The following is a 20,929-nucleotide window of genomic DNA, read 5'->3' as shown; positions in this document are numbered from 1 at the left end:
AGAAAATTTATTTATCACCCAAAATCAAAAGTATGATTTTAAAAGCCAGGTGCCAACACCGGCAGGGTATCCCTTACCCGCCTGAAAGCGCCAACTCCCGGAAGATGCTACACGGGAGCAAAATGTGGAAGATTATGAAGCTGACCACTGTATTTATGCTGATGGCCTGTATGACCGTTAGTGCCGGTACCTACGGGCAAAACGTCACCCTTTCGCTGAAAAAGGCTCCGCTGGATAAGCTTTTCCGCCTGATCGAGCAGCAAACCGGGTATTCTTTCCTGTATTCCCAGGAAGATCTGCACCAGCTGGAGGCTATTAACCTCGAGCTGAATGGTGCCGATATGCCATCTGCACTTCGCGCCGCTTTCCGCGACCAGCCGCTTACCTATTCCATTGTGGATAAGGTGGTGATTGTAAAAAGAAAGCCTGTTAATTATGCTCCTTCCGCCACGATGGAGGTTTTAAAGCCCGTAAAAGTAGAAATCAGTGGTACCATTACGGATACCGATGGCACGCCGCTGCCGGGTGCTTCCATCCTGATAAAAGGAACCCAGCGTTCCGCCATTTCTGATGTGGTAGGTAAATTCGTTATCTCCGCTGATGCAGGCGATGTGCTGGTGATCCGCTATGTGGGTTACAGTGATAAAGAAGTGAAAGTAGGTCCTGAAACTGTGCTGACTATTAAACTGGAACTGCTGCCTTCGCGCCTGCAGGGTGTTTCGATTGTTAGTACGGGGTATACCACGATTTCCAAAGAGCGTGCTGCAGGATCTTTCTCTACCATTTCCGCGAAAGATCTTGAAAGCAAAATGCAGGTGAACCTTCTCGAGAAACTGGAAGGCATGGCACCTGGTTTTACTTATTATAAAAATGTTCCTCAAATCCGGGGCGTATCCACCCTCAACGCTATTTCGAGCCCGTTGTATGTGGTAGACGGTATTCCTTATGAAGGAAATATCGCTGCCATCAACCCGAATGATGTTGCCACGGTTACCATGTTGAAAGATGCGTCAGCCGCTTCTATCTACGGAGCCCGTGCTGCGAATGGTGTGGTGGTGATCACCACAAAAGCGGGTAAGCCGGGTCCCATGCGTGTAAATGTAAACAGTTCATTCCGTGTTACCCCACTGCCTGACAGGAGCTATATGAACCGCATGTCCAGCGCTGAACTAGTAGATTTCCAGCGTGATGTGTTCGCCTATTGGTCTAACGACTATGCCGGCCTCGACGAACGCCGTTTTCTGAACGATGTGTACGCGTTGCTCTATGAACGCAAAGCTGGCAATATCACCGATTCCGAACTGGAAAAGAAGCTGGATGTTTACCGTAACCGTGACCGCTATGAGCAGGTGAAAGACGAATTCCTGCGCAAGGCATCGCTGGTACAACAGCATAACATGAGCATTTCCGGGGGGACTGATAAGCATCAATACAATTTATCTGTCAATTACCTGCGTGATAACCCTTATGAAAAGGTTCAGTCAAACGACCGTTTCGGGTACAACCTCCGCAATATGTTCACGCTTAATAAGTGGGCAAGGCTTGATGTTGGTGTATTGGGCAGTCATACACGTGCCGATTACGATAATGGTTTCAACGGCTATGGCCAGTTAAACGGCGGCCGTGCGAGCTATTATATGTTCCGCAATCCGGATGGTTCCCCTGCACAGTGGTATGGTTCAAAATCACAGTTTGAAATAGACCGGTTGAACGGTCTGAAACTGCAGGATGAAACCATGTATGCACAATCCGAACTCAGGCAACAACATTACCTCGATAAATCTAACTACCTGAATCTTAATGTTGGGCTTAACCTTCGCCTCATTCAAGGTCTTTCGCTGGATGTACGTTACCAGAACGAGCGTACCGACGGCCTGAACAGCCAGTTGTACCGACCTAATTCGAATTTTGTCCGCACCATGCTGAATGATGCCACCCTGATCAAAAACGGGCAGGCCACCTTATATGTACCCACCGGTGGGCAATATGACGAAACGCGATCCACACGTAATTCCTATACACTGCGCGCGCAACTGAACTATAATCGGATGATCGCCAATAAGCATCAACTGCAGTTGCTGGCAGGTGCTGAGCGCCGCAACATACGTACTGCTTCCACCAATATCTACAGATATGGATACGATGAGTTCTCACTTTCCTATAAGTCTATCGACGAGCTCACCATGCTTGGAACAACGATCCAGGGAACTGAGGCGCTTTTCAATCAATTCCGTTTGTCGAAGAAGGAAAGAGGTTTTTCCGATATAGAGAACCGTTATGTGTCTTTTTTTGGTAACGGCTCGTTTAGTTTCAATAAGAGACTTACGGCTACAGGTTCCATCCGTATCGACCAGAGCAACCTCTTCGGTACTGATCCGAAGTATCAATATCGCCCATTATGGTCTGCCGGATTGCTGTATGTAATAAGTGAGAATGACCTTCCGTGGCTTGACCGTATGGCTGCCCGTGTAACATATGGCATTAACGGGAATGTGTCACAAAGCGCAGGCCCATACATGATCGCCAGAGACGGCGGGGCTAACTATTACACCAATGAATCGCAGTTAAGCATCACTTCTCCGCCAAACAATCAGTTACGTTGGGAAAAAACTAAAGTGGTAAACCTGGGCATAGATTTCAGCACTTTCAATGGAAAGCTGTCCGGATCGGTTGACTTCTATAATAAAGCAACCAGTGATCTGCTGGGTTACCTTCAGGAAGATCCAACAAAGGGATGGTCGAACAGAATGGTGAACTATGGCGCCATGTTCAACCGTGGGGTAGATGTTTCACTGACAAGCCAGAACCTCCGCACGAAAGATTTCCGTTGGACCTCTACCATCAACTTCAACTACAATAAGAACGAACTTACGGATCTCTATGTATCTGCGAACCAGGTGATCGACTTTGTGTACAACCCGCAGAACAGAGTGGGGCTTCCAATGAATACGCTCTACAGCATCCGATATGCAGGCCTCAATAATACCGGTCGGCCGCAGGCATTTACGAAAGACGGTAAGATCGTCAATGATGCAGGTAAGCTGACAACAGACGACCTGGTAAATTCAGGTACTACGGTACCGCCCTTCTCCACTTCACTTATCAATAATGTGAGGTACAAGAACTTCGAATTGTTCTTTATGTTCATGCACTATGGCGGTCATGTAATGCGTGATGTAATTGCACCTTATCTGACCCGTTTACCGGAGTTGAACTACACTACCAATATGGATCGCCTTGCGCTGAATTACTGGCGTAATCCGGGAGATGAAAATATCCCGGATATGGCTCCTGCATATTTCCGTCAGGCCCCGTCTGGTACTACCATGATATGGGATGCAGCCGATACGCATATCGCTAAGGCCAGTTATATAAAGCTCCGCGATGTTACACTGGCATACAGCCTGCCTTCTAAATTGCTGAATAAGTATAAAGTGCAGGGCCTCCGGGTTAGTATGCAGGTACAGAATCCCTGGCGCTGGTCTGCCAATCCGCAGGATCTTGATCCGGAAGTATGGAATGGCATGACGCTGACCAGCTACCCGACCCGTGGCATCCTGGCGCCGCCCAGTTATACATTTGGCCTTAACCTTACTTTCTAAACATGCGCAAGATGAAAAAAACAATATACGGCATCCTGGCTGGCGCAACCATGCTGCTGGCCGCAGGTTGTAATAAGTACCTAGATATCAAGCCGAAAGGATTTACCATTCCCGAGCTCGTGGAAGATTATCAGAAATTACTGAACAGCCAGGATCTGTACCGTGCAGTTTCGGCATATCCCGTGTTCCTTACTGATGATGTTCAATCGGGCGTGGATAATGATGTAAACCGGGCTGCCGGCTTCAGCACTTACTCATTGTTCAAAAGAAACCTCTATACGTTCGAAAAGGGGCAGGTAATGGAGCAGGGGCAGCAGGATGTGCAATGGGAACCCAATTATTCGCACATCTTCACCTTCAATGCGATCATCAATAACGTAATGACCGCTAAAGACGGTTCTGATACAGATAAACGCAGGATCAGGGCAGAAGCACTCGTGGGCCGTGCTTTCGAATACCTTACACTTGTAAACCTGTATGCGAAACATTATGATCCCGCAACTGCTGATAAAGACCTGGGTGTTCCAATGATTCTTTCGGAAGACATAAATGCAACATATGAGCGGGTATCAGTTGCTGCTGTGTATGCTCAGATAAAGAAGGATCTTGACGAAGCAATTCCTGATCTTTCCGAACGCGTTCCTAACAACTTCCATCCTCCTAAAAGCGTTGGATACGCTTTTCTGAGCCGTATGTATCTCTACATGGGCGATTACCAGAAAGCACTGTTCAATGCAAATGAAGCCCTGAAGCTGAATAATCAATTGATGGATTATAAAATCTATACTACGAAGAAAGGGACTTTCGGCAGGGTTTGTAAACTGTCTGACAGCACGGCATTCCCTGAGGTGCAAAAGAATATCGAATCACTCTGGGTGCGACTCGGTACAGCCAGTAGTGGTACAGTGTTTGCCGAAGTGTATGCAACTGAAGACCTGATCACCACCTATAAAAACAACCTGGCCGCTACCTCGGAAGATTATCGCTATAAACTGTTTTATTGCGACGGTAAAGCGCAGTTCGGCGCCTCGGTAATCAACTTCCCGGGACGCGTACTCTGGGCTTCGTACGTTGATGCCAACGTAGGCCTCTCCACCCCCGAAGTGATCCTGACCGCAGCTGAGTGTGAAGCACGTGTAGGTGATAAAGACAAGGCTATGACGCTCATTAACCGTCTACGTGATTACCGCATTGCCAATAATCAGCCACTCGTTGCTGCGGATAAAGAAATAGCCCTGCGTATGGTACTCGATGAACGCCGTCGCGAAATGGCTTTTGTAGGCTCTAACCGCCTCGTGGATCTGAAGAGACTGAACAAAGATCCCCGGTTCGCGAAAACTGTAACACATAAGCATGCCGACCAGACATATACACTGCCCGCTAACGATAACCGGTACATCCTCCCGGTTCCTCCACGCGTGCTGTCTATGAACCCCGGCATACCGCAATATGAAAGATAAAGCCAACCATCTTTCTTAACCACGAATGACAAACCCATACAACACAAAGGCGCCGGATGTTCCGGCGCCCTTTTCTAAAAAAGTCATCATGAAACCATTCTTACTGATCTGCGCCCTTTTTGCCACCGTAACCCTCCGCGCACAGGAAGGCATCCGCTTCAGCACCGCTACCTGGAACGAAACGCTGGAACAGGCCGCAAAAGAAAATAAGCTCGTATTCCTCGACTGCTACACCTCCTGGTGCGCTCCCTGCAAATGGATGGATAAAAATGTATTTGTCCTCAAAGAAGTGGCAGACCTCTACAACGGTCAGTTCGTGAACACGAAATTCGACATGGAGAAGGGAGAAGGAATTGAACTGCGGAAGAAATACGGCATCCAATCGTACCCCACCTACCTCTTCATCAATGCAAAAGGAGAAGTAGTGCACCGCACCGGCTCTAAAATGTCTGCAGAAGAATTTCTGGAAGAAGGCCGTATGGCCGCTGATCCGGATCGCAGCCTTTCTGCCGTAACTAAAAGATACCAGGATGGCCAGCGCGATGTTCCTTTCCTGCTGAACTACTACCTCGCGCTTAACCGTTCAGACAGGCAGGCTTCAGAAAAGGTAGCCGCTGAGATTACGGCGAAGATGACCGACAGCACACTGAGCACTCCCCTTGGCTGGAAAGTGATCAAAAACCTGGCACGCAGCAGCAACGATAAACTGGGCAAATATTACCTGGCTCACGCAGGTGATTTCAAGCACTTTGCACCAGCGGCCGAACAGGAAACCCTGACCGACCGCCTGCTGTCCAGCACGCTGTACCAGCATGTATATGCAGGTAATGAAGCTGCTTTCTATGAAGGACTGAAGCATTTCTCCCAATCGCCGTCTAAAGACCGCCAGATCCAGGCAGTGATGCTGGAGGCGGAGTACCTGCTGCGTGTGGGCCGTGTAAAAGAATACATCGCATTAACGGATAAGGCAATGAAAGGCCCCCTGAAAGGTGAAGCGGAGAAACTGAGCTTCCTTGCACGCCGCATCAACGGTAAAAAGGAGCCGGATGAGAAAATGAAGCCTTACCTCCCGCAGGCATACAAACTGGCGAAGAGGGCGGTACAGCTGGATCCGGAAGAGTACAGTGTGCAAAGCACCTTCGGATGGATCTGCCTGTCCATGAAAAAGAAGGAAGAAGGGCTGAAAGCAGCCCGCAAAGCACGCCTGATCGCTGATGCCGAAACTTCTAAGATTCAGAAGCTGGCACAGGAGCTGGTAGATGAACTGGAAAAGATATAAGCATAACGGTTGATAATATATGCGAAAACGCGGCCCCGGATTTCTCCGGGGCCTTTTTTGTTAATGCATTTCCTGATAAGATTAACAACTATGGCCGGAGTTGCCGCCTGTCCCGGGAATGGGCCGCCGTAGCAGGCGGGAAGGGGCGCAGTCGTGTAATCCATGCAGCGGAATTGCCGGAAAATGGCGTATTTTTACGGCTTGATGCCGGCATATTCGACACATACGGATGAGCAGTTATATGAAATGCTGCAGGGGGATGATCAGGAAGCTTTTACCGAAATCTACCAACGCTACTGGAAAGTACTCTACCAGCGGGCAAGTGCTATGTTGCACGATGGCCAGCTGGCACAGGATATTGTTCAGGAAGTGTTTATATCCCTATGGAACCGCCGGCACGAAGCACAAATAGAAAAACTGGCCGCCTATCTCCACCAGGCCGTCCGTTTCCAGGAGCTGAAAGCCCTGCACCGCCTCCAGTCAGACACTGCTTTTTACGACCGACTGGCTTCCATCACACAGGATCTTATTCATCATGAGCCGCTGCTTTACAGTGAAATGGAACGAATCGTCCGTACATTGCTCGACAGGCTGCCGGAAGATCAGCGCCGTATACTCCGCATGAGCCGGGAAGAGGGGCTTACCTACCGCCAGATCGCGGAAAAAACCGGTATCTCCATTAAGACCGTGGAAAAGAAAATCTCCCTGTCGCTGCGGGCCATCCGGAAAGGGATGGACGGCTCCTTCCCGCTGATACTTTCCCTCGCACTCGCAGCCCAATCAGGCCTCCGCCACCTCTAAACATTTGAAAAGAACGATTCCCGCTGTATATTGATAGCCGCAAAAACGTTTATCATGAAACCATCGATATTTACGATGATGGCCGCGCTGTTGCTGGTGGCTGTTATTCCTGCATCCGCCGCGAAAGTGGATACCGTGAGCACCTGGAGCGCTGCCATGAAAAAGAATATTCCCGCCGTGGTGATAACGCCCGATAATGCAGGGAACACACCGCTGCCGGTAGTATACCTTCTGCATGGTTACAGTGGTAATTATGCCGACTGGGTGAAGAAAGTACCGGAGGTTTCCGCATTGGCAGACAAATACAACATGATCATCGTTTGCCCCGACGGCGGGTTTAGCAGCTGGTACTGGAACAGTCCGGCCGATAAATCGTACCAGTATGAAACGTATGTTTCGGATGAGCTGGTGAAGTGGGTAGACGGGAAGTATAAAACGATTGCGAATCCCAAAGGGCGTGCGATTACCGGTTTGAGTATGGGAGGGCATGGAGCGCTGTATCTGGGGATGCGTCACCAGGATGTGTATGGTGCTGCGGGGAGCATGAGTGGCGGGGTGGATATCAGGCCTTTTCCGAAGAACTGGGATATGTCGAAGCGGCTGGGGACTTATGCGGAGCAGCCGAAGCGTTGGGAAGAGCATACTGTGATGAACCAGTTGCATTTGCTGACAGGGGGATCGCTGGCGCTGGTGATTGACTGCGGGACGGAGGATTTCTTTTTTGGTGTAAATGAGAAGCTGCACGCTGAGCTGGCGTACAGGAATATCCCGCACGACTATCTGGTTCGTCCGGGGGCGCATAATTGGGCATACTGGGGTAATGCAATCCAGTATCAGTTATTGTATATGCATCGTTTTTTCGGGAACTGATGCTTATCCGAGCATGAGGATAGAGGCGGCCAGGAGGATGGTCGTCATTTTTGATTTCAGGATTTGTTTGGCATAGCGGAGGTGTGTTTTCACGCTTTGTTTGCTGATTCCCATTTTGAGGGCAGCTTCCTGGTAGGAGAGTTCCTGCTGGTAAACGAGTTCCATGGCACGTTTACGTTGCGGGCTGAGAGAGCCGAGCCAGGATACTACCTTATTTTCTTTTTCCTGTGGGTTTGAATTGTTGTAGGATTCCGGGAGGGAAACGTCTTCCGCTGCGGATTTGTTGTAGTATTGAAAGACCTCGTCTTTCTGGTGCTGCACATCTCTTTTTCTGATTACACCCAGGCATTGGTTCTGCACCATGCGCATGAGGTACCAGCGGATATCGCGAATAGATTTCCAGAGCTGCGGCTTGTGCAGCAGTGTAGCAAAGCAGTCCTGCACCACATCGGCTGCGTCATCCTTGTCACGCATAAAAGTATATGCGATGGTGAGCATGGTAGGAGCATACTTCTTGTAGGCCTGATTAAAGGCTTCCACATTACCTTCCTGCAGTTGCTGAATAAGTTCTTGGTCCTCCACGGTTGCAGATTTTTAAAGTAACAGTATCAGTTTTGTCTTTAACTGCCGCTGGCGGCGTCTTAATACTGTCTTAAGCTTGGATGTGGAGAAACTATATAGTATAAGGTGCAGTCTCGAAAGTGTCCCAACGAAAATTGGCCGGGCAAGTTTACTGTCCTTGTCTAAATTCGGGAAAACGGTCTTAATAATTAGTTATGAAATTGTTAACATTGGGTTATAACCCAACAACCGTATCCGTTAGAATTGATCTGTGAAATATTGATTCTCTGCTTATATTTACGGATGTCCGGCCTTCCTGGATTTATTTAAGGCACAGATTCACCCTTCACCCTGCAATATGCATCTATTAACATAGACCAATTCATGCATGGAAGATAACTTGTATATACGATTGCTGATAATCCGACAGATCCTTGGGCAGATAACGCCTGAAGAACAGCAGGAATTAGACGCAATCCTCGAAGCTGACCCCGATGCACGCTCCCTCCGGGAAGAGCTCCTTTCCCTCCCGAAGGACGAGCTCCGCGATGCATTCACGTCTTTCGACGTGAACGCCGGTCTCCTCGACGTATACGACCGTGAATATGACATGCAGCGCCGCCACCGCCGTACCATCGTCCGCTCTATCCTCTCCGCCACCGCAGCAGCCCTCATTGCAGGGATCGTATATTTCACCTGGGTTAAACCCTCTCCCGTTCATATGTCCCCCGTCGCCATGACCGGTGAAGGCGGTAGCGCCTCCCTTGTTCTGGAAGACGGGACCACCATCGCCCTCAAGGATACCGGCCTTCAGCAGCACCATTCCACCGGTGCCAGCTTCACTAATAATAACCGCGTACTGGAACTGGACAGTGAAAAGCCGCCGGCCGACGGATGGACCACCCTCGTGGTACCCGCCCGCCTCGATTACCAGGTGAAACTGACAGACGGCTCCTCCGTTTGGCTCAACTCCCGCTCCCGCCTCAAATTCAGATTTGAGAACGGCCGCCAGCGCGAAGTATTCCTCGAAGCCGGTGAAGCCTACTTTAAAGTGAAAGGAGACCCCAAACACCCCTTTACCGTCCATACCCCTCAGGGTGACGTACAGGTGCTTGGTACTGAATTTAATGTTAATGCTTACACGCAGCATAAAATGGTAGCCTCTCTCATTTCCGGTAAAGTAGCCGTGAAATCAGGGGTAGACCGTATTGAACTGAACCCCGGCAGCGAAGCCCTTGTAAATGCCGGCGAGTCCATTAAAGTAGGAGCATTCGATCCCAACCGCACCCTCAGCTGGCGCACAGGCGTCCACTACTTCGAAAACGCCACTGTAGACGAAATCGCGGAAATGCTCGACCGCTGGTTCAATATCCAGATCCGGCTTGATGCCCCCGGCATAGGCCGTGAACGCCTCTGGGGCCGCCTCGACCGTAATCAGCCCATCCAGGAATTTATAGACGTGATCAACCTCACCGGCGATGTTACCTTCTACTGGAAAGGCAACGAGCTGCACGTGAAATAACCCCGCCTGTGGAATTTCTTCCACCACTTCACCTTTCTGTTTTCCATGCAGGCCCCATTACGGCACCATTCTGCCTTTCGGCACAGTATGTGATTCCGTAAAAGAAAAAACTTATGAACAAAAGCATATCCCTCTTTATCATCGCGCTCATTTCCATGACTTTATCCAGCTGTGAAATCGTTGGTGGCATCTTCAAAGCCGGTGTATGGACTGGCCTCATCCTTGTTGCCCTTGTATTAGGCCTCATCATCTTCCTCTTTACCCGGGGTGGCCGGAAAGATTAATTTCCCTGGGTCTGAATTGACCGTTTCCCGCCAAACAATTAATTTGCATGTCCGGTAGCAGCACCTTGCCTGCTGCCCCGGATACCATGCGATATTTCTTACCCGTCATCCCTTTAGCCTTCCTGTTTGCCTGCCAGCAACCCGTTGCACAGCAACAGCCTCCCGTGGTTAAAGACACGCCTGCAATTCAGGCATTGCCCCCGGCAGTCACCACCCTCCCAGCCGAACCGGTAGTGGAAAATGAACCTGATGAAGCCATCGGTATTTCCGGTGATTTCAATGGAGATGGTATTATTGATTCTGCCTGGCGCGAAGTTGTCAGGATGTCGGAAGACGGTGATGAGCCTCACATCTTTGCCGTGAAGTTTAATTCCGCTGCTATCCCTCCCATGAAAGAGATCCAAAACCGCTTCCGGCTCATACCCGAAGGCGATCTCAATGGCGATGGCATACCTGAGATGTCTATTTTTCACAGTCCCCTTCATGGTACCGTTCACAGCATCGCCACCTGGACGCTGGCTCCCGATGGATGGAAGCGTATTGCCGGGCCATGGATGGTGCCCACGGCTGGGGAATATATGAGCGATTCCGCCCTGCGGGCGCGTATCGTACTTGAAAATGATACTGTATATTACTGGCAGGAGGATGTGGAAGATGAAAATTTCACCCTTCGTAAGCAAGTGCTGCAACTGACAAAATAAGCTACATGAAGCGTAAGCGTTTCTGGAAAAGACTGGCCTGGGGTACAGGCATCTTTTTTATTCTACTGAACCTGTTCTGCGCCTGGCACGCCTGGCAATTCACTCATTTTACCAGTACTACCGCTCCCCGAACCGATCCCCGGAAGCTCTCCGTGCTGGGTAAGATCAAAACGGTTGTGGTGGGAGTAGACAACCCCAGACCGGTGAACCGCGGGGTGCCCCCCGTACCTTACGAAACGATAACGCTGCAAAGCGATTACCCGCTGGAAGCATGGATGGTACGTACTCCTCGCGCAAAAGGCACCGTAGTGCTCTTCCATGGGTACAGCGGTAAAAAATCCAGCATGATCGACCGGGGAATGATCCTCCGTGAACTTGGATTTAATGTAATGCTGGTAGACTTCCGCGGAAGCGGCGGCTCGGGAGGTAATTACACCACGGTAGGCTTTAAGGAAAGCCGGGATGTGAAAGCGGCTTATGATTATCTCTATGCTAAAGGGGAGCGCCGCATATGGCTGCTGGGAACGAGCCTGGGGGCGGCGGCAGTACTGAAGGCAATGAAAGACGGCGGCATGTCGCCCAAAGGCATTATCCTGGAGGCGCCATTTGCCACATTGTATGAGGCTACCAGTGCCCGCTTCCGCTCCGTAGGGGCGCCACCGGTACCGCTGGCGGCCTTTGTGGTATTCTGGGGAGGCACTATTCACGGTTTCTGGGGCTTTGGTCACAGGCCAATGGAAGATGCGAGATCAGTAAGTGTGCCGGCCATGGTGATTTATGGTGAAAAAGACGAAAGGGTGGAAAGATGGGAGATAGATGCAGTATTCGGGAATCTGAAAGGGAAGAAGCGGCTGGTTACATTCCCGGAGGCGGGTCATGTTAACTTCCTGTCGCGCTACCGCCCGGAGTGGACGGCGGCGCTACGGGAATTTATTAAGGAAGAATAAAATTCGTACAATCGGATTGTACAATTCGTACAATGCCTTTTATACAAAAAGCCGGTGCAAGAGCGCCGGCTTTTTTATTCCAGGTGTCTCAAGTCTAATTTGGGGAACGGGGATTCTTGTCTGATTTCTTTGTCTTAAGCTAAACTGGAAAAAAATACGAACGTATTGTTTCACAGAGTTTTATAAAAGCATTACCAGTTATTGGAAGATGGGCCCGGGCCCTCTCTCCCTGGTAGTCCAGCCTCAGCCAGGCGTTCTACCTTGTATTGTAAAAATGGCAAAAGATCGCCATGCGGCATTGTATATGCCGCGGGCGAAATTGTACGAAGTGAAATTAATCAGCCTGCCTGGTGAAGTTTATGCTTCTCACGGAACTCCTCCGGGGTAATACCGTGTTTGGCACGAATGAGGCGTACGAGGTGCGATGCGTCGGTCAGATTGGTAAAGGCGGCAATTTCCCAGACCAGCTCACTGGTGGTTTTGAGACGGTACTCCGCTTCCTCCAGCCGCTTTTGCGTGAGGTACTGGCGAACGTTTTTACCGTAGTTGTCTTTAAACAACTTGTTGAGCGCCAGGGAATGCGATCCTACTTTCCGGGCAATAGTAGTGGTGGAAATATCTTCCCCCAGGTTTTCCTGGATGTAATCGCAGGCATTTAGCAGCGTTTGGGGAACCTGGTGGCGTTTGAGGAGGTGATTGAAGTAATGGGCGGTTAGTAAAGTAACGTTGCCATGCATAAATGGGCCGTACATGGAAGGGTCACCTTCGTAGGAGCGCATTTTTTTGAAAATTACCTTTTCCTCATGGCTGTAGAGGATAAGATTTTTCTGTTCTCCATCCTGCTCTCCACGCAATTGTTTCTCTACCAGGGCTTTGTATTCTGCGTGCTGGCTGGCGAACATCTGCATGAAAGAACTGGAAAAGGAAACGTACACGGATGTATAATGCCCGGGTGCGAATTCAGCGCGGTTAAACGCCATTGGAGGTACATAGTAGAACGCAAATTTCTTTTCAGGGAGCATCAGTTTTTCCGCTGAGCCCTGCAGCTCGCAGGGTATATCCCCATCAAAGCCGGTATATAAGGCCAGCAAAGGTTTTTGGGTAATTGGATAAAGAAACACATGTTCTTTAATGTCGAAATTAAGCCACCCGATAACGAAGTTTGGACATGCATACTCCTGTTTAAAATATGCGCCGAAGGGGCCTTCCTTATAGGTGACTGTGGTGCCCGGAACGTGATGGGGCTGGTATTGAGACGGTAACCGGTCTGATTCGATGATACGACTTTTCAGATGCTCCGGTACGTCAAAATTCATGATAGCAGGATATTCTATCTCTGACATAGGATAACAGTTTGGCTGAGGACTGGTACCCGTAAATTACGATAATAATTCGGAATCCCCACATCACAAAAGGTACTGTTTACTTACCGGCTCTACGGGGGAAGGGAGGGGGGAATGGCCCAGCATTTCAAGCATATTAATCTCGATCGTGCGGCTGATGCTATTCAATGGCAGTGACATGGGATTGGTTTCAAAAGGATCCATAATACTCAGCCCGTTCTGATGGGTGACATGGAACACGAAGCCTACCGCCCAGCCGAACAGAATAGCCCAGGGGCCTATGTTTTCCGACAGGCTGAAAGTGGTCATCATCACATAAAACCAAATGAATACCCGTGTAAAGAAAAGGTAACTGGGCGGGAAAACGGTGTTGCGGATACGCTCGCACATTCCCAGCTGGTCGGTGAATGCAGTGAGCCTGCTGTTGATGTCACGAAACAGGAATCCGTCTACCGCCTGCAGGTCGCGCAATGTGCGAAGGTCTGTTGCCTGCAGATTGAGCACAGCGTTGGGTACATTTTTACTCTTCGATACTGATTCCGTTTCCTCCGGACTAAGATATCCCTCGTAGTAAGTATCTCCGTCTTTCCGTAAAGCCGACTTCAGTGCATATACAAAGGCCAGGTGGCGGAATACCATGCGGCGCGCCAGCGTGGTGGCCTGTCCGTGATCATCGCTTTCACAGAATGTTATCAGGTTACGTGCCCAGGTCCGGGAATCATTTACCAGCGCTCCCCAAATCTTCCGGCCTTCCCACCACCTGTCATATGCCTGGTTATTGTTGAACCCGATGAAAAAGGCCAGTGCGGTGCCCAATACGGCCGTAATACTGATGGGGATGGATATGTGGTCGCGCAGCCAGTAGATGTCCGTAAAATAGGCAAGCGTGCAGAAAATGATCATCGTAATATCCAGCTTCCAGGTCATCCGGAAAATCTGTAACAGCGATAGTTGGTCGCGTAGAAGCATATGCGGGCATTTGGTATTTGAATTACAATATCCGGCCCCGGTTTGTTGCCGTGAAAAGATTATTTTGCTTTCATGTTTCCCGAACTCACGGCACACATCCGAAAATTCGCTACCCTCCCTGAAGGAGCAGAAGCTATCCTGGCAGACTATCTGGAGGTCCGCGCCTTCCGTAAAAAAGAGTTCCTGCTCAAAGCCGGCCAGGTATGCAATGCCAACTTTTTTATAGCAAAAGGTTGTTGCCGGTCGTTCCTGATCACAGAAAAAGATTCGGAACTCATCAATCACTTCGCGATAGAAAACTGGTGGATCACGGATTACTTCAGCCTCGAATCGCAACGGCCTTCTGAATACAGTATTCAGGCAATTGAAGATACGGAATGTGTTGTGTTGTACCGCAACCGGCAGGATGCATTGTTCCAAGAGCTGCCGGAGCTGGAAAGGTATTTCCGCATCATCAGCCAGAAGGCATTGGCGGCGGCACTGCAAAGGGTCACTTACATTTTCATGCACTCGGGCGAAGAGCGGTACGAGCATTTCCGGCAGTCGTTCCCGGAATTCGTGCAGCGGGTACCGCAATACATGCTGGCATCGTACCTCGGTTTTACACCTGAATTCCTCAGTAAGATACGCGCCAAACGTAATGGATGATTTCTTGAACCAGTTCAAGAAAAGGAGTCTGCTTTCCATCTGATCTTTGTATCCTAAAACGATACATCATGTCTCAAAGAATCAACATTAAAAAACTGGCACCCGCAGGCTACGCCGCCGTAGTGGGTTTGGAAAATTATCTGACTACTACCCGCCTCAGCCCCCTGCATCATGAACTGGTCCGTATCCGCGCCTCACAGATAAATGGGTGTACCTATTGCATCGATAAACATACGCAGGACGCAATTGCGCAGGGTGCTTCCATCCGGCAGCTGTTTGCCCTTACCAACTGGGGGGAAACTGATTTCTTTACGGAAGAGGAACAGGCAATTCTGGCTGTTACGGAGGAAGTGACACTGATCCCGCAGGGATTGTCTGACGAAACATATGCCCGTGCAGCCCGTGTTTTCGATGAAGAATATCTGGCACAGCTGATTATGGCTGTGATTGTCATCAATGCCTGGAACCGCATAGGCGTATCAACCCATATGAAGCCTGCGCTGCATTAACTAAACCCGCTGCTTCTGCTGTTTCGTATTAACAAAAGCGGGCGCCTTTATACAGGGCGCCCGCTTTCCGTTCCGGTAAAAATATTTTATCTTGAAGAAAACCCTGTTTCATATGGATCAACGTATCATTGACCTTTTCGACGAGTATACCCACCGGCCGCTCCGCCGCGATGAGTTTCTCGGCCGGCTGGTGAAGCTCACCGGTACCCTGGCTGCTGCCATGGCAATACTTCCGCTGCTTGAATCCAATTACGCCCGTGCTGCTGCACCGCTGCGGGCTGATCTGGTGGAGGAGGAAGTTTCCTACCCTGGTGACGGTGTAACCATGAAAGCTTACCTCGTGCGGCCTAAAGCAGAAGGTAAGCGCGGCGGTGTGATCGTAATACATGAAAACCGGGGTCTTACACCGCATATCAAAGATGTAACACGGCGTGTGGCCGAAGCAGGATATAATGCACTGGGAGTGGATGCACTCTCGGTTTTTGGTGGTACACCTGCTAATGAAGATGAAGCACGTACAAAAATCGGTCAGCTCGATAAAGCGCAGAATCTCCGTAATTACCTCCTGTCGTTCGACTACCTGCGTAAACGTTCCGATGCAAATGGTAAAACAGGATGTGTGGGCTTTTGCTGGGGCGGCGCAATGGCTAACCAGCTGGCAGTGAATGACCCGCAGCTGAATGCCGCTGTGGCTTTCTATGGTATGCAGGCCGATCCGGCTGATGTACCTAAGATCAAAGCCCGCCTCCTGTTGAATTATGCGGAAACGGATGAGCGGGTAAATGCAGGACTGCCCGCATATGAAGCCGCGCTGAAAGCTGCGGGTACTCAATACGAACTATTCATCTATCCCGGTACGCAACATGCATTTCATAACGATACCTCTGCAGCACGTTACAACGAAGCTGCGGCGAAGCTTGCCTGGGAAAGAACATTGAAAGTTTTTAAAGAAACACTGACCTGATCAGGCCTGCGGGCGGCGGAACCAGTACCATGCAGTAAGTGAAATGGGAAGCCCTACGCAAACCATGTGAATTGCAATGGCTGTTAAAGCTGCCTGCAGGGTTAGGGCTCCCTGTGGTGCAAGCGACAGTGGTACAATTATAAAGCGCATGAATGCCCAAACAACGATACCGTAAAGGCATCCTGTCAGCCACCGGTTGCCCTGCAGCAGCGGGAGTTTTGGATATAACAGGAAGAATATCAGGCTCCATCCAAAAGAAACCAGCAGGTGGAGGATGAGCCCCAGAACAATAAATACACCGCCTCCGGCAAAAGCAGCATTGCCGGCTACGGCACTGGCAACGTATTTGAACACACGGTCTGCCCTGAAGTCTGTTTGTATCACCGCTGCAGTTCCGTCCAGTAAAAAGACAAGGAGCCCTGCGTAGAGTGCTCCTGTAATAAATCTCGTTGTCTGGACGGAATCTGAAGTGGTCATTGATTCGTGGATTGGGGAGTAAGTAGATTTAGATCCTGGTTGATGATAAGCCGGTATTTGTAATTTACTTGATTCCTGCCATATCATGATAGCACTTTCGTGTTGGAAATAATATTAGCTTTTTTGTAATACGTATAGACTGTACATTCAATTTCATCCAACTATGTATAACATTGAGCATATCCAGTATGTAAAAGCCACGGCCGACAAAGTATTTGATGCATTAACCACCAAAGCGGGTCTTGCCGAAATATGGACCGAGAAGCTGGTGGTGAAACCAGAAGCCGGTTTTATCAATGAATTTGATTTCAACGACAATTACAACACCCGTTTCAAGGTGCTGGCCATGAGCAGGCCAAACCGCATACGATGGGAGTGTGTAGACTCTGACCAGGAGTGGATCGGTACCTTCCTTTCATTCGATATTGAGCAGCGGCAGAAGCATACTGCCGTAGTACTGAAGCACAGCAACTGGCGTGAGCTGACGGAGTTTTACCGGTATTGCAATTACAACTGGGCATGGTTCCTTTATAGCCTGAAATTGTATTGTGAAACGGGAGAGGGGGCACCCTTTCAGCGCCGTCATTTCTGATAGCGCCGGATAATGGCCATGATCTTCGCAAAGATCTCCGTGTTCTCATATACACCACGGAAATCGCCAGAGTGCGGCCCGTAAGCGAACACGGGTACCATTACGGCTGTATGGTCGTTGGTACTGAAGTGCCCGTCTACATACCCTTTTGCGATATTTCCATCGAGGAGGGTGAGGCCTCCGGTTTCGTGGTCTGCCGTTACGATCACGAGTGTTTCCCCATTGCTGTCGGCAAAGCGCATGGCCTCACCGATGGCGCGGTCGAAGTCGAGCATTTCGGTGGTGAGGTAAGCAACGGAATTACGGTGCCCTCCCCAATCGATCTGTGCGGATTCTTCCATGATGAAGAACCCTTTCTTTTCGCGTTGCAGCGTTGTGATGGCAGCCTGCAGTGATTTGGTAAGGAAAGCGCCCCGGCCTTGCGCCATGGGCAGCTGTGCACTGTCGGCCAGTACAATATATTTGTTGTTACGGATAGTGTCGAGTGCGGAAAGGCGGTATTCGATGGTATACCCTTTGTTGCGGAGTGTTTCCCACATGCCTTCAAAATGTTGCTGGCCGGCACCGATGAGGATGCTTACAGGGCTTTCCAGTAATCCTCGGGCTATTTCACCATGATGGTCCCGCTCTGCGGAATGACCGTAGAATGCAGCGGGCGTAGCGTCTGTTACATCGCCCGAGCTGATGAGGGCACTCTTCATTCCAAAAGGCGCAATAAGGTCAGGGATGGCGGGTATTGGTGCTCCTGTATTATCCACGCCCACCGAGCGGTTATTCGTTTTCTTCCCCGAAGCCATGGCTGTACCACCGGCAGCAGAGTCAGTGATATAGCTGTCAGACGAAGCAGTTTTACTGAAACCGATATTCAGCATGTTGAACAGGTTCAGCTGTCCGTAATTTGCTGTATACCCGGCATAGATCTGTGCGAGGCCCATGCCGTCGCCAATAAGGAGAATTACATTTTTTACCTTGCTTTGGCGGTCGTTATTCCGGTAGGCAGGTTTATACAGCGCATATCCGGAATCTGCCTGATACTGCGCCTGTACACGGGTACGGAGGTAAGTGGCCAGTGCGTCCGTTTGGTCGGTATTGATGTAATCCACGCCCAGTCGCATCATGGTTTTCCAGGTGTTCACATCATCGGGCGTGCCCCAGAACCTGAATTTCTTTCCTGTCTCATGCGCCTGCGCAATCACTTTCTCAATACGTGCAAGATCTGCAGCTACGGGAATGCCTTTCCCGTTCCACTGACTATAGTTCCTGAAGTTATCGCTGATTAGGGCCAGCTTCTTTAGCTCAGTTGCGGTATAGCTTACACCGGGTCTTCCATCAAATTGAATGTAAGCCGGGTAAGTGTGCCATTGCTGTTGCGGTGGACGGTTACCGCTGATCGTAAACACCAGTTTGCCGTTGCCCGTCAGTTCCGGATAATCAGCGAGCTGGTTGAGCAGGGTAGTCATGGTAGGTGCTGCGGCAGTTTTAAAATCTATAAGGATCTGAAGATGCTGTTTCGTTTCACCGAACACGCCTGATTTTGCCTGGGCCTTTGCACGGAGGGGCTCCAGATATAGCTTACGCAGCGTCTTATTCGTATCGATCTCCTGCAGGGTATGTGCTACATAGAGTTCGCCGTTTTGCCAGAACACATCCGCTTCGATAGATCCGAAGTGCAGGGTGTATGCTTTTTCGAATGGGATGGCCTGCTGGTAATCGTTATGCGAATGGGCATTGCCGGCGGTGTACTGTGCTTGTGCGCCGCAGAAGCTCAAAGAGAGCAAAAGGGAGGTGAATATGTGTTTCATCGGTACTTAAAAATAGCAAACTCCCGCTATAACGGGAGTTTGCAGTAAATCGTAATGAAGAATTAATTATTTCCAGCCGGCATTCTGGAATATGAGGCCGCCGCTGTTGTCGATCTCGCTTTGTGGTACGGGCCATATGTGGTGCCTTGCCGGGTCGAAAGTACGGGCCGGCCAGATCACGCTGCCGTTAGCACCATGGAGTGCCTTGGAATATGCTGCCTGAGCATCTCCCCAGCGTACGAGGTCGGCATGGCGGTTAGACCATTCGCCGGCCAGTTCCAGCCTGCGCTCTTTCTTCAGATCGGCAAGGGTGGCATTGTTGAGGTTGCCAAGACCGGTACGTTTCCGCACGGCATTCAACTCCGTATCTGCGTTTTTACCCTGCATGAGGCGGGCTTCCGCTTTGATGAGATAGATCTCAGCATAACGGAGCAGTGGCAGGCACAGGTCAGTGGTAGGATGGTCTCCGTTTTTGCTGGCATGTACACCATCTGCATAGGTAAATGGCTCCATGTATTTGTTGAACTGGTAACCAGAAAGGCTGTTCAGCGAATTGTAGGTTACAGAATCGCCCCAGAATTTGAACCTGTTACCGGGAGCGAGGATGGTGGCAGCACGGCGCTTGTCTGACGGGTCATAGCTGTCATACAACTCTTTGGTGGGCATGTAGTAACCCCAGCCATTGTATTTACCCCAGCCTTTATTCTCAAGCATAACACCGGGCAGGATGCTGCCGAAGCCGCCATTACCCTTGGAAGTGGAATAGGCGCTCCAGATATATTCGGCCGACCAGTTGTTGGCGATGGTAAATACATCGGAGAAGTTATCCAGCAGTTTATGACGGCCACTGAGGATGAGGGAGTCGCAATAAGCTTCTGCTTTCACCCAGTCCTTCTTGTAGAGGTACATTTTGGCGAGGAAGCCAAGGGCTGCGGATTTATGCGGCCGGCCATAGTCTGCCGGTGCCAGGTCCTGGAACCAGGGCAGGTGAGCAGATGCCTGTTTCAGCTCGCTTTCGATATAATCCCAGTTGGCAGAGATGTTGGCTGCGCGTGGGATGGGCTTCTCGTCGAGCGGCTGATCGCGGCGTACGATAGGTACACCTGCCTTCTCGTCTGCATAAGCATATGCCAGCTCAAAGTACATCAGTCCGCTCATGAAGTACGCTTCACCTATTACGCGGCGTTTGGTGGCCTCGTTCATGGTGATGGCAGGTACGCGGTTGATGACATCGTTGGCGCGTTTAATAATGCTATAACGCATGCGCCACTGGCCTTCGGTGTAGGAGCCGCCGATAAAGCTGCGGTTGAAGTTCTTAATGTTATCAGCCTCGGCTTTGATACGGCCGGTAACCATATCGTCGCTGGCATTAATGAACCACCAGTAACCACGGCCGTAGAAGTTTTCATCGTCTAATGGCAGGTACATGGCATTGGCTCCGGAAATAGCATCCAGTTCGGATTTCCAGAAGTTGTTGGTGGTGGGAGTGCCTTCCGGCGAAAGCTCCAGTTGTTTGGTGCAGGCGGTGGTAAGCCCCATGGCTATAGAACCTGCCAGCATATATCGGATCACTGATTTCATGTTAGTCCGGAATTAAG

19 protein-coding genes are annotated in these 20,929 nt (G+C 50.1%); 13 read left to right on the top strand and 6 right to left on the bottom strand.

The annotated features are described in order from the left end of the window. Positions 1–134 precede the first annotated feature (134 nt). The 5 genes from DEV76_RS02165 to DEV76_RS02140 all read left to right on the top strand — a co-directional run bounded on the left by DEV76_RS02165 (position 135) and on the right by DEV76_RS02140 (position 8,012). On the top strand, positions 135–3,602 hold the full coding sequence (locus tag DEV76_RS02165; protein ID WP_157962673.1) for a SusC/RagA family TonB-linked outer membrane protein: 3,468 nt from the start codon (positions 135–137) through the stop codon (positions 3,600–3,602). A gap of 11 nt (positions 3,603–3,613) precedes the next feature. Continuing rightward, positions 3,614–5,062, top strand: a complete 1,449-nt coding sequence (locus tag DEV76_RS02160) for a RagB/SusD family nutrient uptake outer membrane protein (protein ID WP_198651913.1) — start codon at positions 3,614–3,616, stop codon at positions 5,060–5,062. Positions 5,063–5,150: 88 nt separating this feature from the next. Further along, complete coding sequence (locus tag DEV76_RS02155) at positions 5,151–6,341, top strand: thioredoxin family protein (RefSeq protein WP_157962672.1); 1,191 nt, start codon at positions 5,151–5,153, stop codon at positions 6,339–6,341. Positions 6,342–6,545: 204 nt separating this feature from the next. Then, positions 6,546–7,142, top strand: a complete 597-nt coding sequence (locus DEV76_RS02145) for an RNA polymerase sigma-70 factor (RefSeq protein WP_157962671.1) — start codon at positions 6,546–6,548, stop codon at positions 7,140–7,142. Positions 7,143–7,196: 54 nt separating this feature from the next. Then, the gene (locus DEV76_RS02140) at positions 7,197–8,012 is read left to right on the top strand and encodes an alpha/beta hydrolase (protein WP_109695362.1); all 816 of its coding nucleotides are present in this window, start codon (positions 7,197–7,199) and stop codon (positions 8,010–8,012) included. A 3-nt stretch (positions 8,013–8,015) separates the two neighbouring features. Here the strand turns inward: DEV76_RS02140 and DEV76_RS02135 are convergent, their stop codons facing one another. Continuing rightward, positions 8,016–8,594 (bottom strand): RNA polymerase sigma factor, encoded by a 579-nt coding sequence (locus DEV76_RS02135; protein ID WP_109694623.1) that lies wholly within the window; start codon positions 8,592–8,594, stop codon positions 8,016–8,018. A gap of 391 nt (positions 8,595–8,985) precedes the next feature. Between DEV76_RS02135 and DEV76_RS02130 the strand changes: the two genes are divergently transcribed. The 4 genes from DEV76_RS02130 to DEV76_RS02115 all read left to right on the top strand — a co-directional run bounded on the left by DEV76_RS02130 (position 8,986) and on the right by DEV76_RS02115 (position 12,027). Then, positions 8,986–10,095 carry a FecR domain-containing protein gene (locus DEV76_RS02130; RefSeq protein WP_198651912.1) on the top strand — a complete coding sequence of 370 codons (1,110 nt, stop codon included), beginning with the start codon at positions 8,986–8,988 and terminating at the stop codon, positions 10,093–10,095. Between the two features lie 113 nt (positions 10,096–10,208). Then, complete coding sequence (locus DEV76_RS02125) at positions 10,209–10,379, top strand: phosphatidate cytidylyltransferase (protein WP_109694619.1); 171 nt, start codon at positions 10,209–10,211, stop codon at positions 10,377–10,379. A gap of 86 nt (positions 10,380–10,465) precedes the next feature. After that, positions 10,466–11,080: a hypothetical protein gene (locus DEV76_RS02120; RefSeq protein WP_157962670.1), complete on the top strand. Its 615-nt coding sequence runs from the start codon at positions 10,466–10,468 to the stop codon at positions 11,078–11,080. A gap of 5 nt (positions 11,081–11,085) precedes the next feature. Further along, a complete protein-coding gene (locus DEV76_RS02115) occupies positions 11,086–12,027 on the top strand; it encodes an alpha/beta hydrolase (RefSeq protein WP_109694615.1) in 942 nt (313 codons plus the stop codon). 338 nt (positions 12,028–12,365) lie between these two features. On the opposite strand, the gene DEV76_RS02110 is transcribed toward DEV76_RS02115, so the two are convergent. Together DEV76_RS02110 and DEV76_RS02105 are read right to left on the bottom strand one after the other, a co-directional pair. Next, positions 12,366–13,370, bottom strand: coding sequence for a helix-turn-helix transcriptional regulator (locus DEV76_RS02110; protein ID WP_109694613.1), 1,005 nt, complete (start codon positions 13,368–13,370; stop codon positions 12,366–12,368). 63 nt (positions 13,371–13,433) lie between these two features. Beyond that, positions 13,434–14,339, bottom strand: a complete 906-nt coding sequence (locus DEV76_RS02105) for a bestrophin family protein (RefSeq protein ID WP_109694611.1) — start codon at positions 14,337–14,339, stop codon at positions 13,434–13,436. A 72-nt stretch (positions 14,340–14,411) separates the two neighbouring features. On the opposite strand from DEV76_RS02105, the gene DEV76_RS02100 reads away from it, so the two are divergent. The 3 genes from DEV76_RS02100 to DEV76_RS02090 all read left to right on the top strand — a co-directional run bounded on the left by DEV76_RS02100 (position 14,412) and on the right by DEV76_RS02090 (position 16,460). Then, on the top strand, positions 14,412–14,987 hold the full coding sequence (locus DEV76_RS02100) for a Crp/Fnr family transcriptional regulator (RefSeq protein WP_109694609.1): 576 nt from the start codon (positions 14,412–14,414) through the stop codon (positions 14,985–14,987). A gap of 68 nt (positions 14,988–15,055) precedes the next feature. Beyond that, entirely contained in the window at positions 15,056–15,496 is a 441-nt protein-coding gene (locus DEV76_RS02095; RefSeq protein WP_109694607.1) for a carboxymuconolactone decarboxylase family protein, read from the top strand. A 112-nt stretch (positions 15,497–15,608) separates the two neighbouring features. Beyond that, positions 15,609–16,460 carry a dienelactone hydrolase family protein gene (locus DEV76_RS02090; RefSeq protein ID WP_109695360.1) on the top strand — a complete coding sequence of 284 codons (852 nt, stop codon included), beginning with the start codon at positions 15,609–15,611 and terminating at the stop codon, positions 16,458–16,460. Here DEV76_RS02090 and DEV76_RS02085 read toward each other — a convergent pair whose 3' ends face one another. Then, positions 16,461–16,937, bottom strand: a complete 477-nt coding sequence (locus DEV76_RS02085; RefSeq protein ID WP_157962669.1) for a hypothetical protein — start codon at positions 16,935–16,937, stop codon at positions 16,461–16,463. Positions 16,938–17,100: 163 nt separating this feature from the next. Between DEV76_RS02085 and DEV76_RS02080 the strand changes: the two genes are divergently transcribed. After that, the gene (locus tag DEV76_RS02080) at positions 17,101–17,529 is read left to right on the top strand and encodes an SRPBCC family protein (RefSeq protein ID WP_109694603.1); all 429 of its coding nucleotides are present in this window, start codon (positions 17,101–17,103) and stop codon (positions 17,527–17,529) included. Here the strand turns inward: DEV76_RS02080 and DEV76_RS02075 are convergent. Together DEV76_RS02075 and DEV76_RS02070 are read right to left on the bottom strand one after the other, a co-directional pair. Continuing rightward, positions 17,520–19,331, bottom strand: a complete 1,812-nt coding sequence (locus tag DEV76_RS02075) for an alkaline phosphatase (RefSeq protein ID WP_109694601.1) — start codon at positions 19,329–19,331, stop codon at positions 17,520–17,522. The two genes, DEV76_RS02080 and DEV76_RS02075, sit on opposite strands and share 10 nt — an antisense overlap. A gap of 66 nt (positions 19,332–19,397) precedes the next feature. After that, positions 19,398–20,912, bottom strand: coding sequence for a RagB/SusD family nutrient uptake outer membrane protein (locus tag DEV76_RS02070; protein ID WP_109694599.1), 1,515 nt, complete (start codon positions 20,910–20,912; stop codon positions 19,398–19,400). Between the last annotated feature and the right edge of the window lie 17 nt (positions 20,913–20,929).

Source organism: Chitinophaga deserti, assembly GCF_003149455.1.
Taxonomy (GTDB): domain Bacteria; phylum Bacteroidota; class Bacteroidia; order Chitinophagales; family Chitinophagaceae; genus Chitinophaga; species Chitinophaga deserti.
The sequence above is the reverse complement of the archived record's forward strand: the minus strand, read 5'-3'. Positions and strand labels throughout refer to the sequence as shown.

Excerpts from the sequence above, each read along its gene's own strand:
- DEV76_RS02105 (WP_109694611.1), bottom strand. The coding sequence starts at position 14,339 with ATGCTTCTACGCGACCAACTATCGCTGTTACAGATTTTCCGGATGACC.
- DEV76_RS02070 (WP_109694599.1), bottom strand. The coding sequence starts at position 20,912 with ATGAAATCAGTGATCCGATATATGCTGGCAGGTTCTATAGCCATGGGG.
- DEV76_RS02155 (WP_157962672.1), top strand. The coding sequence starts at position 5,151 with ATGAAACCATTCTTACTGATCTGCGCCCTTTTTGCCACCGTAACCCTC.
- DEV76_RS02120 (WP_157962670.1), top strand. The coding sequence starts at position 10,466 with ATGCGATATTTCTTACCCGTCATCCCTTTAGCCTTCCTGTTTGCCTGC.
- DEV76_RS02115 (WP_109694615.1), top strand. The coding sequence starts at position 11,086 with ATGAAGCGTAAGCGTTTCTGGAAAAGACTGGCCTGGGGTACAGGCATC.
- DEV76_RS02085 (WP_157962669.1), bottom strand. The coding sequence starts at position 16,937 with ATGACCACTTCAGATTCCGTCCAGACAACGAGATTTATTACAGGAGCA.
- DEV76_RS02145 (WP_157962671.1), top strand. The coding sequence starts at position 6,546 with ATGCCGGCATATTCGACACATACGGATGAGCAGTTATATGAAATGCTG.
- DEV76_RS02140 (WP_109695362.1), top strand. The coding sequence starts at position 7,197 with ATGAAACCATCGATATTTACGATGATGGCCGCGCTGTTGCTGGTGGCT.
- DEV76_RS02100 (WP_109694609.1), top strand. The coding sequence starts at position 14,412 with ATGTTTCCCGAACTCACGGCACACATCCGAAAATTCGCTACCCTCCCT.
- DEV76_RS02110 (WP_109694613.1), bottom strand. The coding sequence starts at position 13,370 with ATGTCAGAGATAGAATATCCTGCTATCATGAATTTTGACGTACCGGAG.
- DEV76_RS02080 (WP_109694603.1), top strand. The coding sequence starts at position 17,101 with ATGTATAACATTGAGCATATCCAGTATGTAAAAGCCACGGCCGACAAA.
- DEV76_RS02125 (WP_109694619.1), top strand. The coding sequence starts at position 10,209 with ATGAACAAAAGCATATCCCTCTTTATCATCGCGCTCATTTCCATGACT.
- DEV76_RS02160 (WP_198651913.1), top strand. The coding sequence starts at position 3,614 with ATGAAAAAAACAATATACGGCATCCTGGCTGGCGCAACCATGCTGCTG.
- DEV76_RS02075 (WP_109694601.1), bottom strand. The coding sequence starts at position 19,331 with ATGAAACACATATTCACCTCCCTTTTGCTCTCTTTGAGCTTCTGCGGC.
- DEV76_RS02095 (WP_109694607.1), top strand. The coding sequence starts at position 15,056 with ATGTCTCAAAGAATCAACATTAAAAAACTGGCACCCGCAGGCTACGCC.
- DEV76_RS02165 (WP_157962673.1), top strand. The coding sequence starts at position 135 with ATGAAGCTGACCACTGTATTTATGCTGATGGCCTGTATGACCGTTAGT.
- DEV76_RS02090 (WP_109695360.1), top strand. The coding sequence starts at position 15,609 with ATGGATCAACGTATCATTGACCTTTTCGACGAGTATACCCACCGGCCG.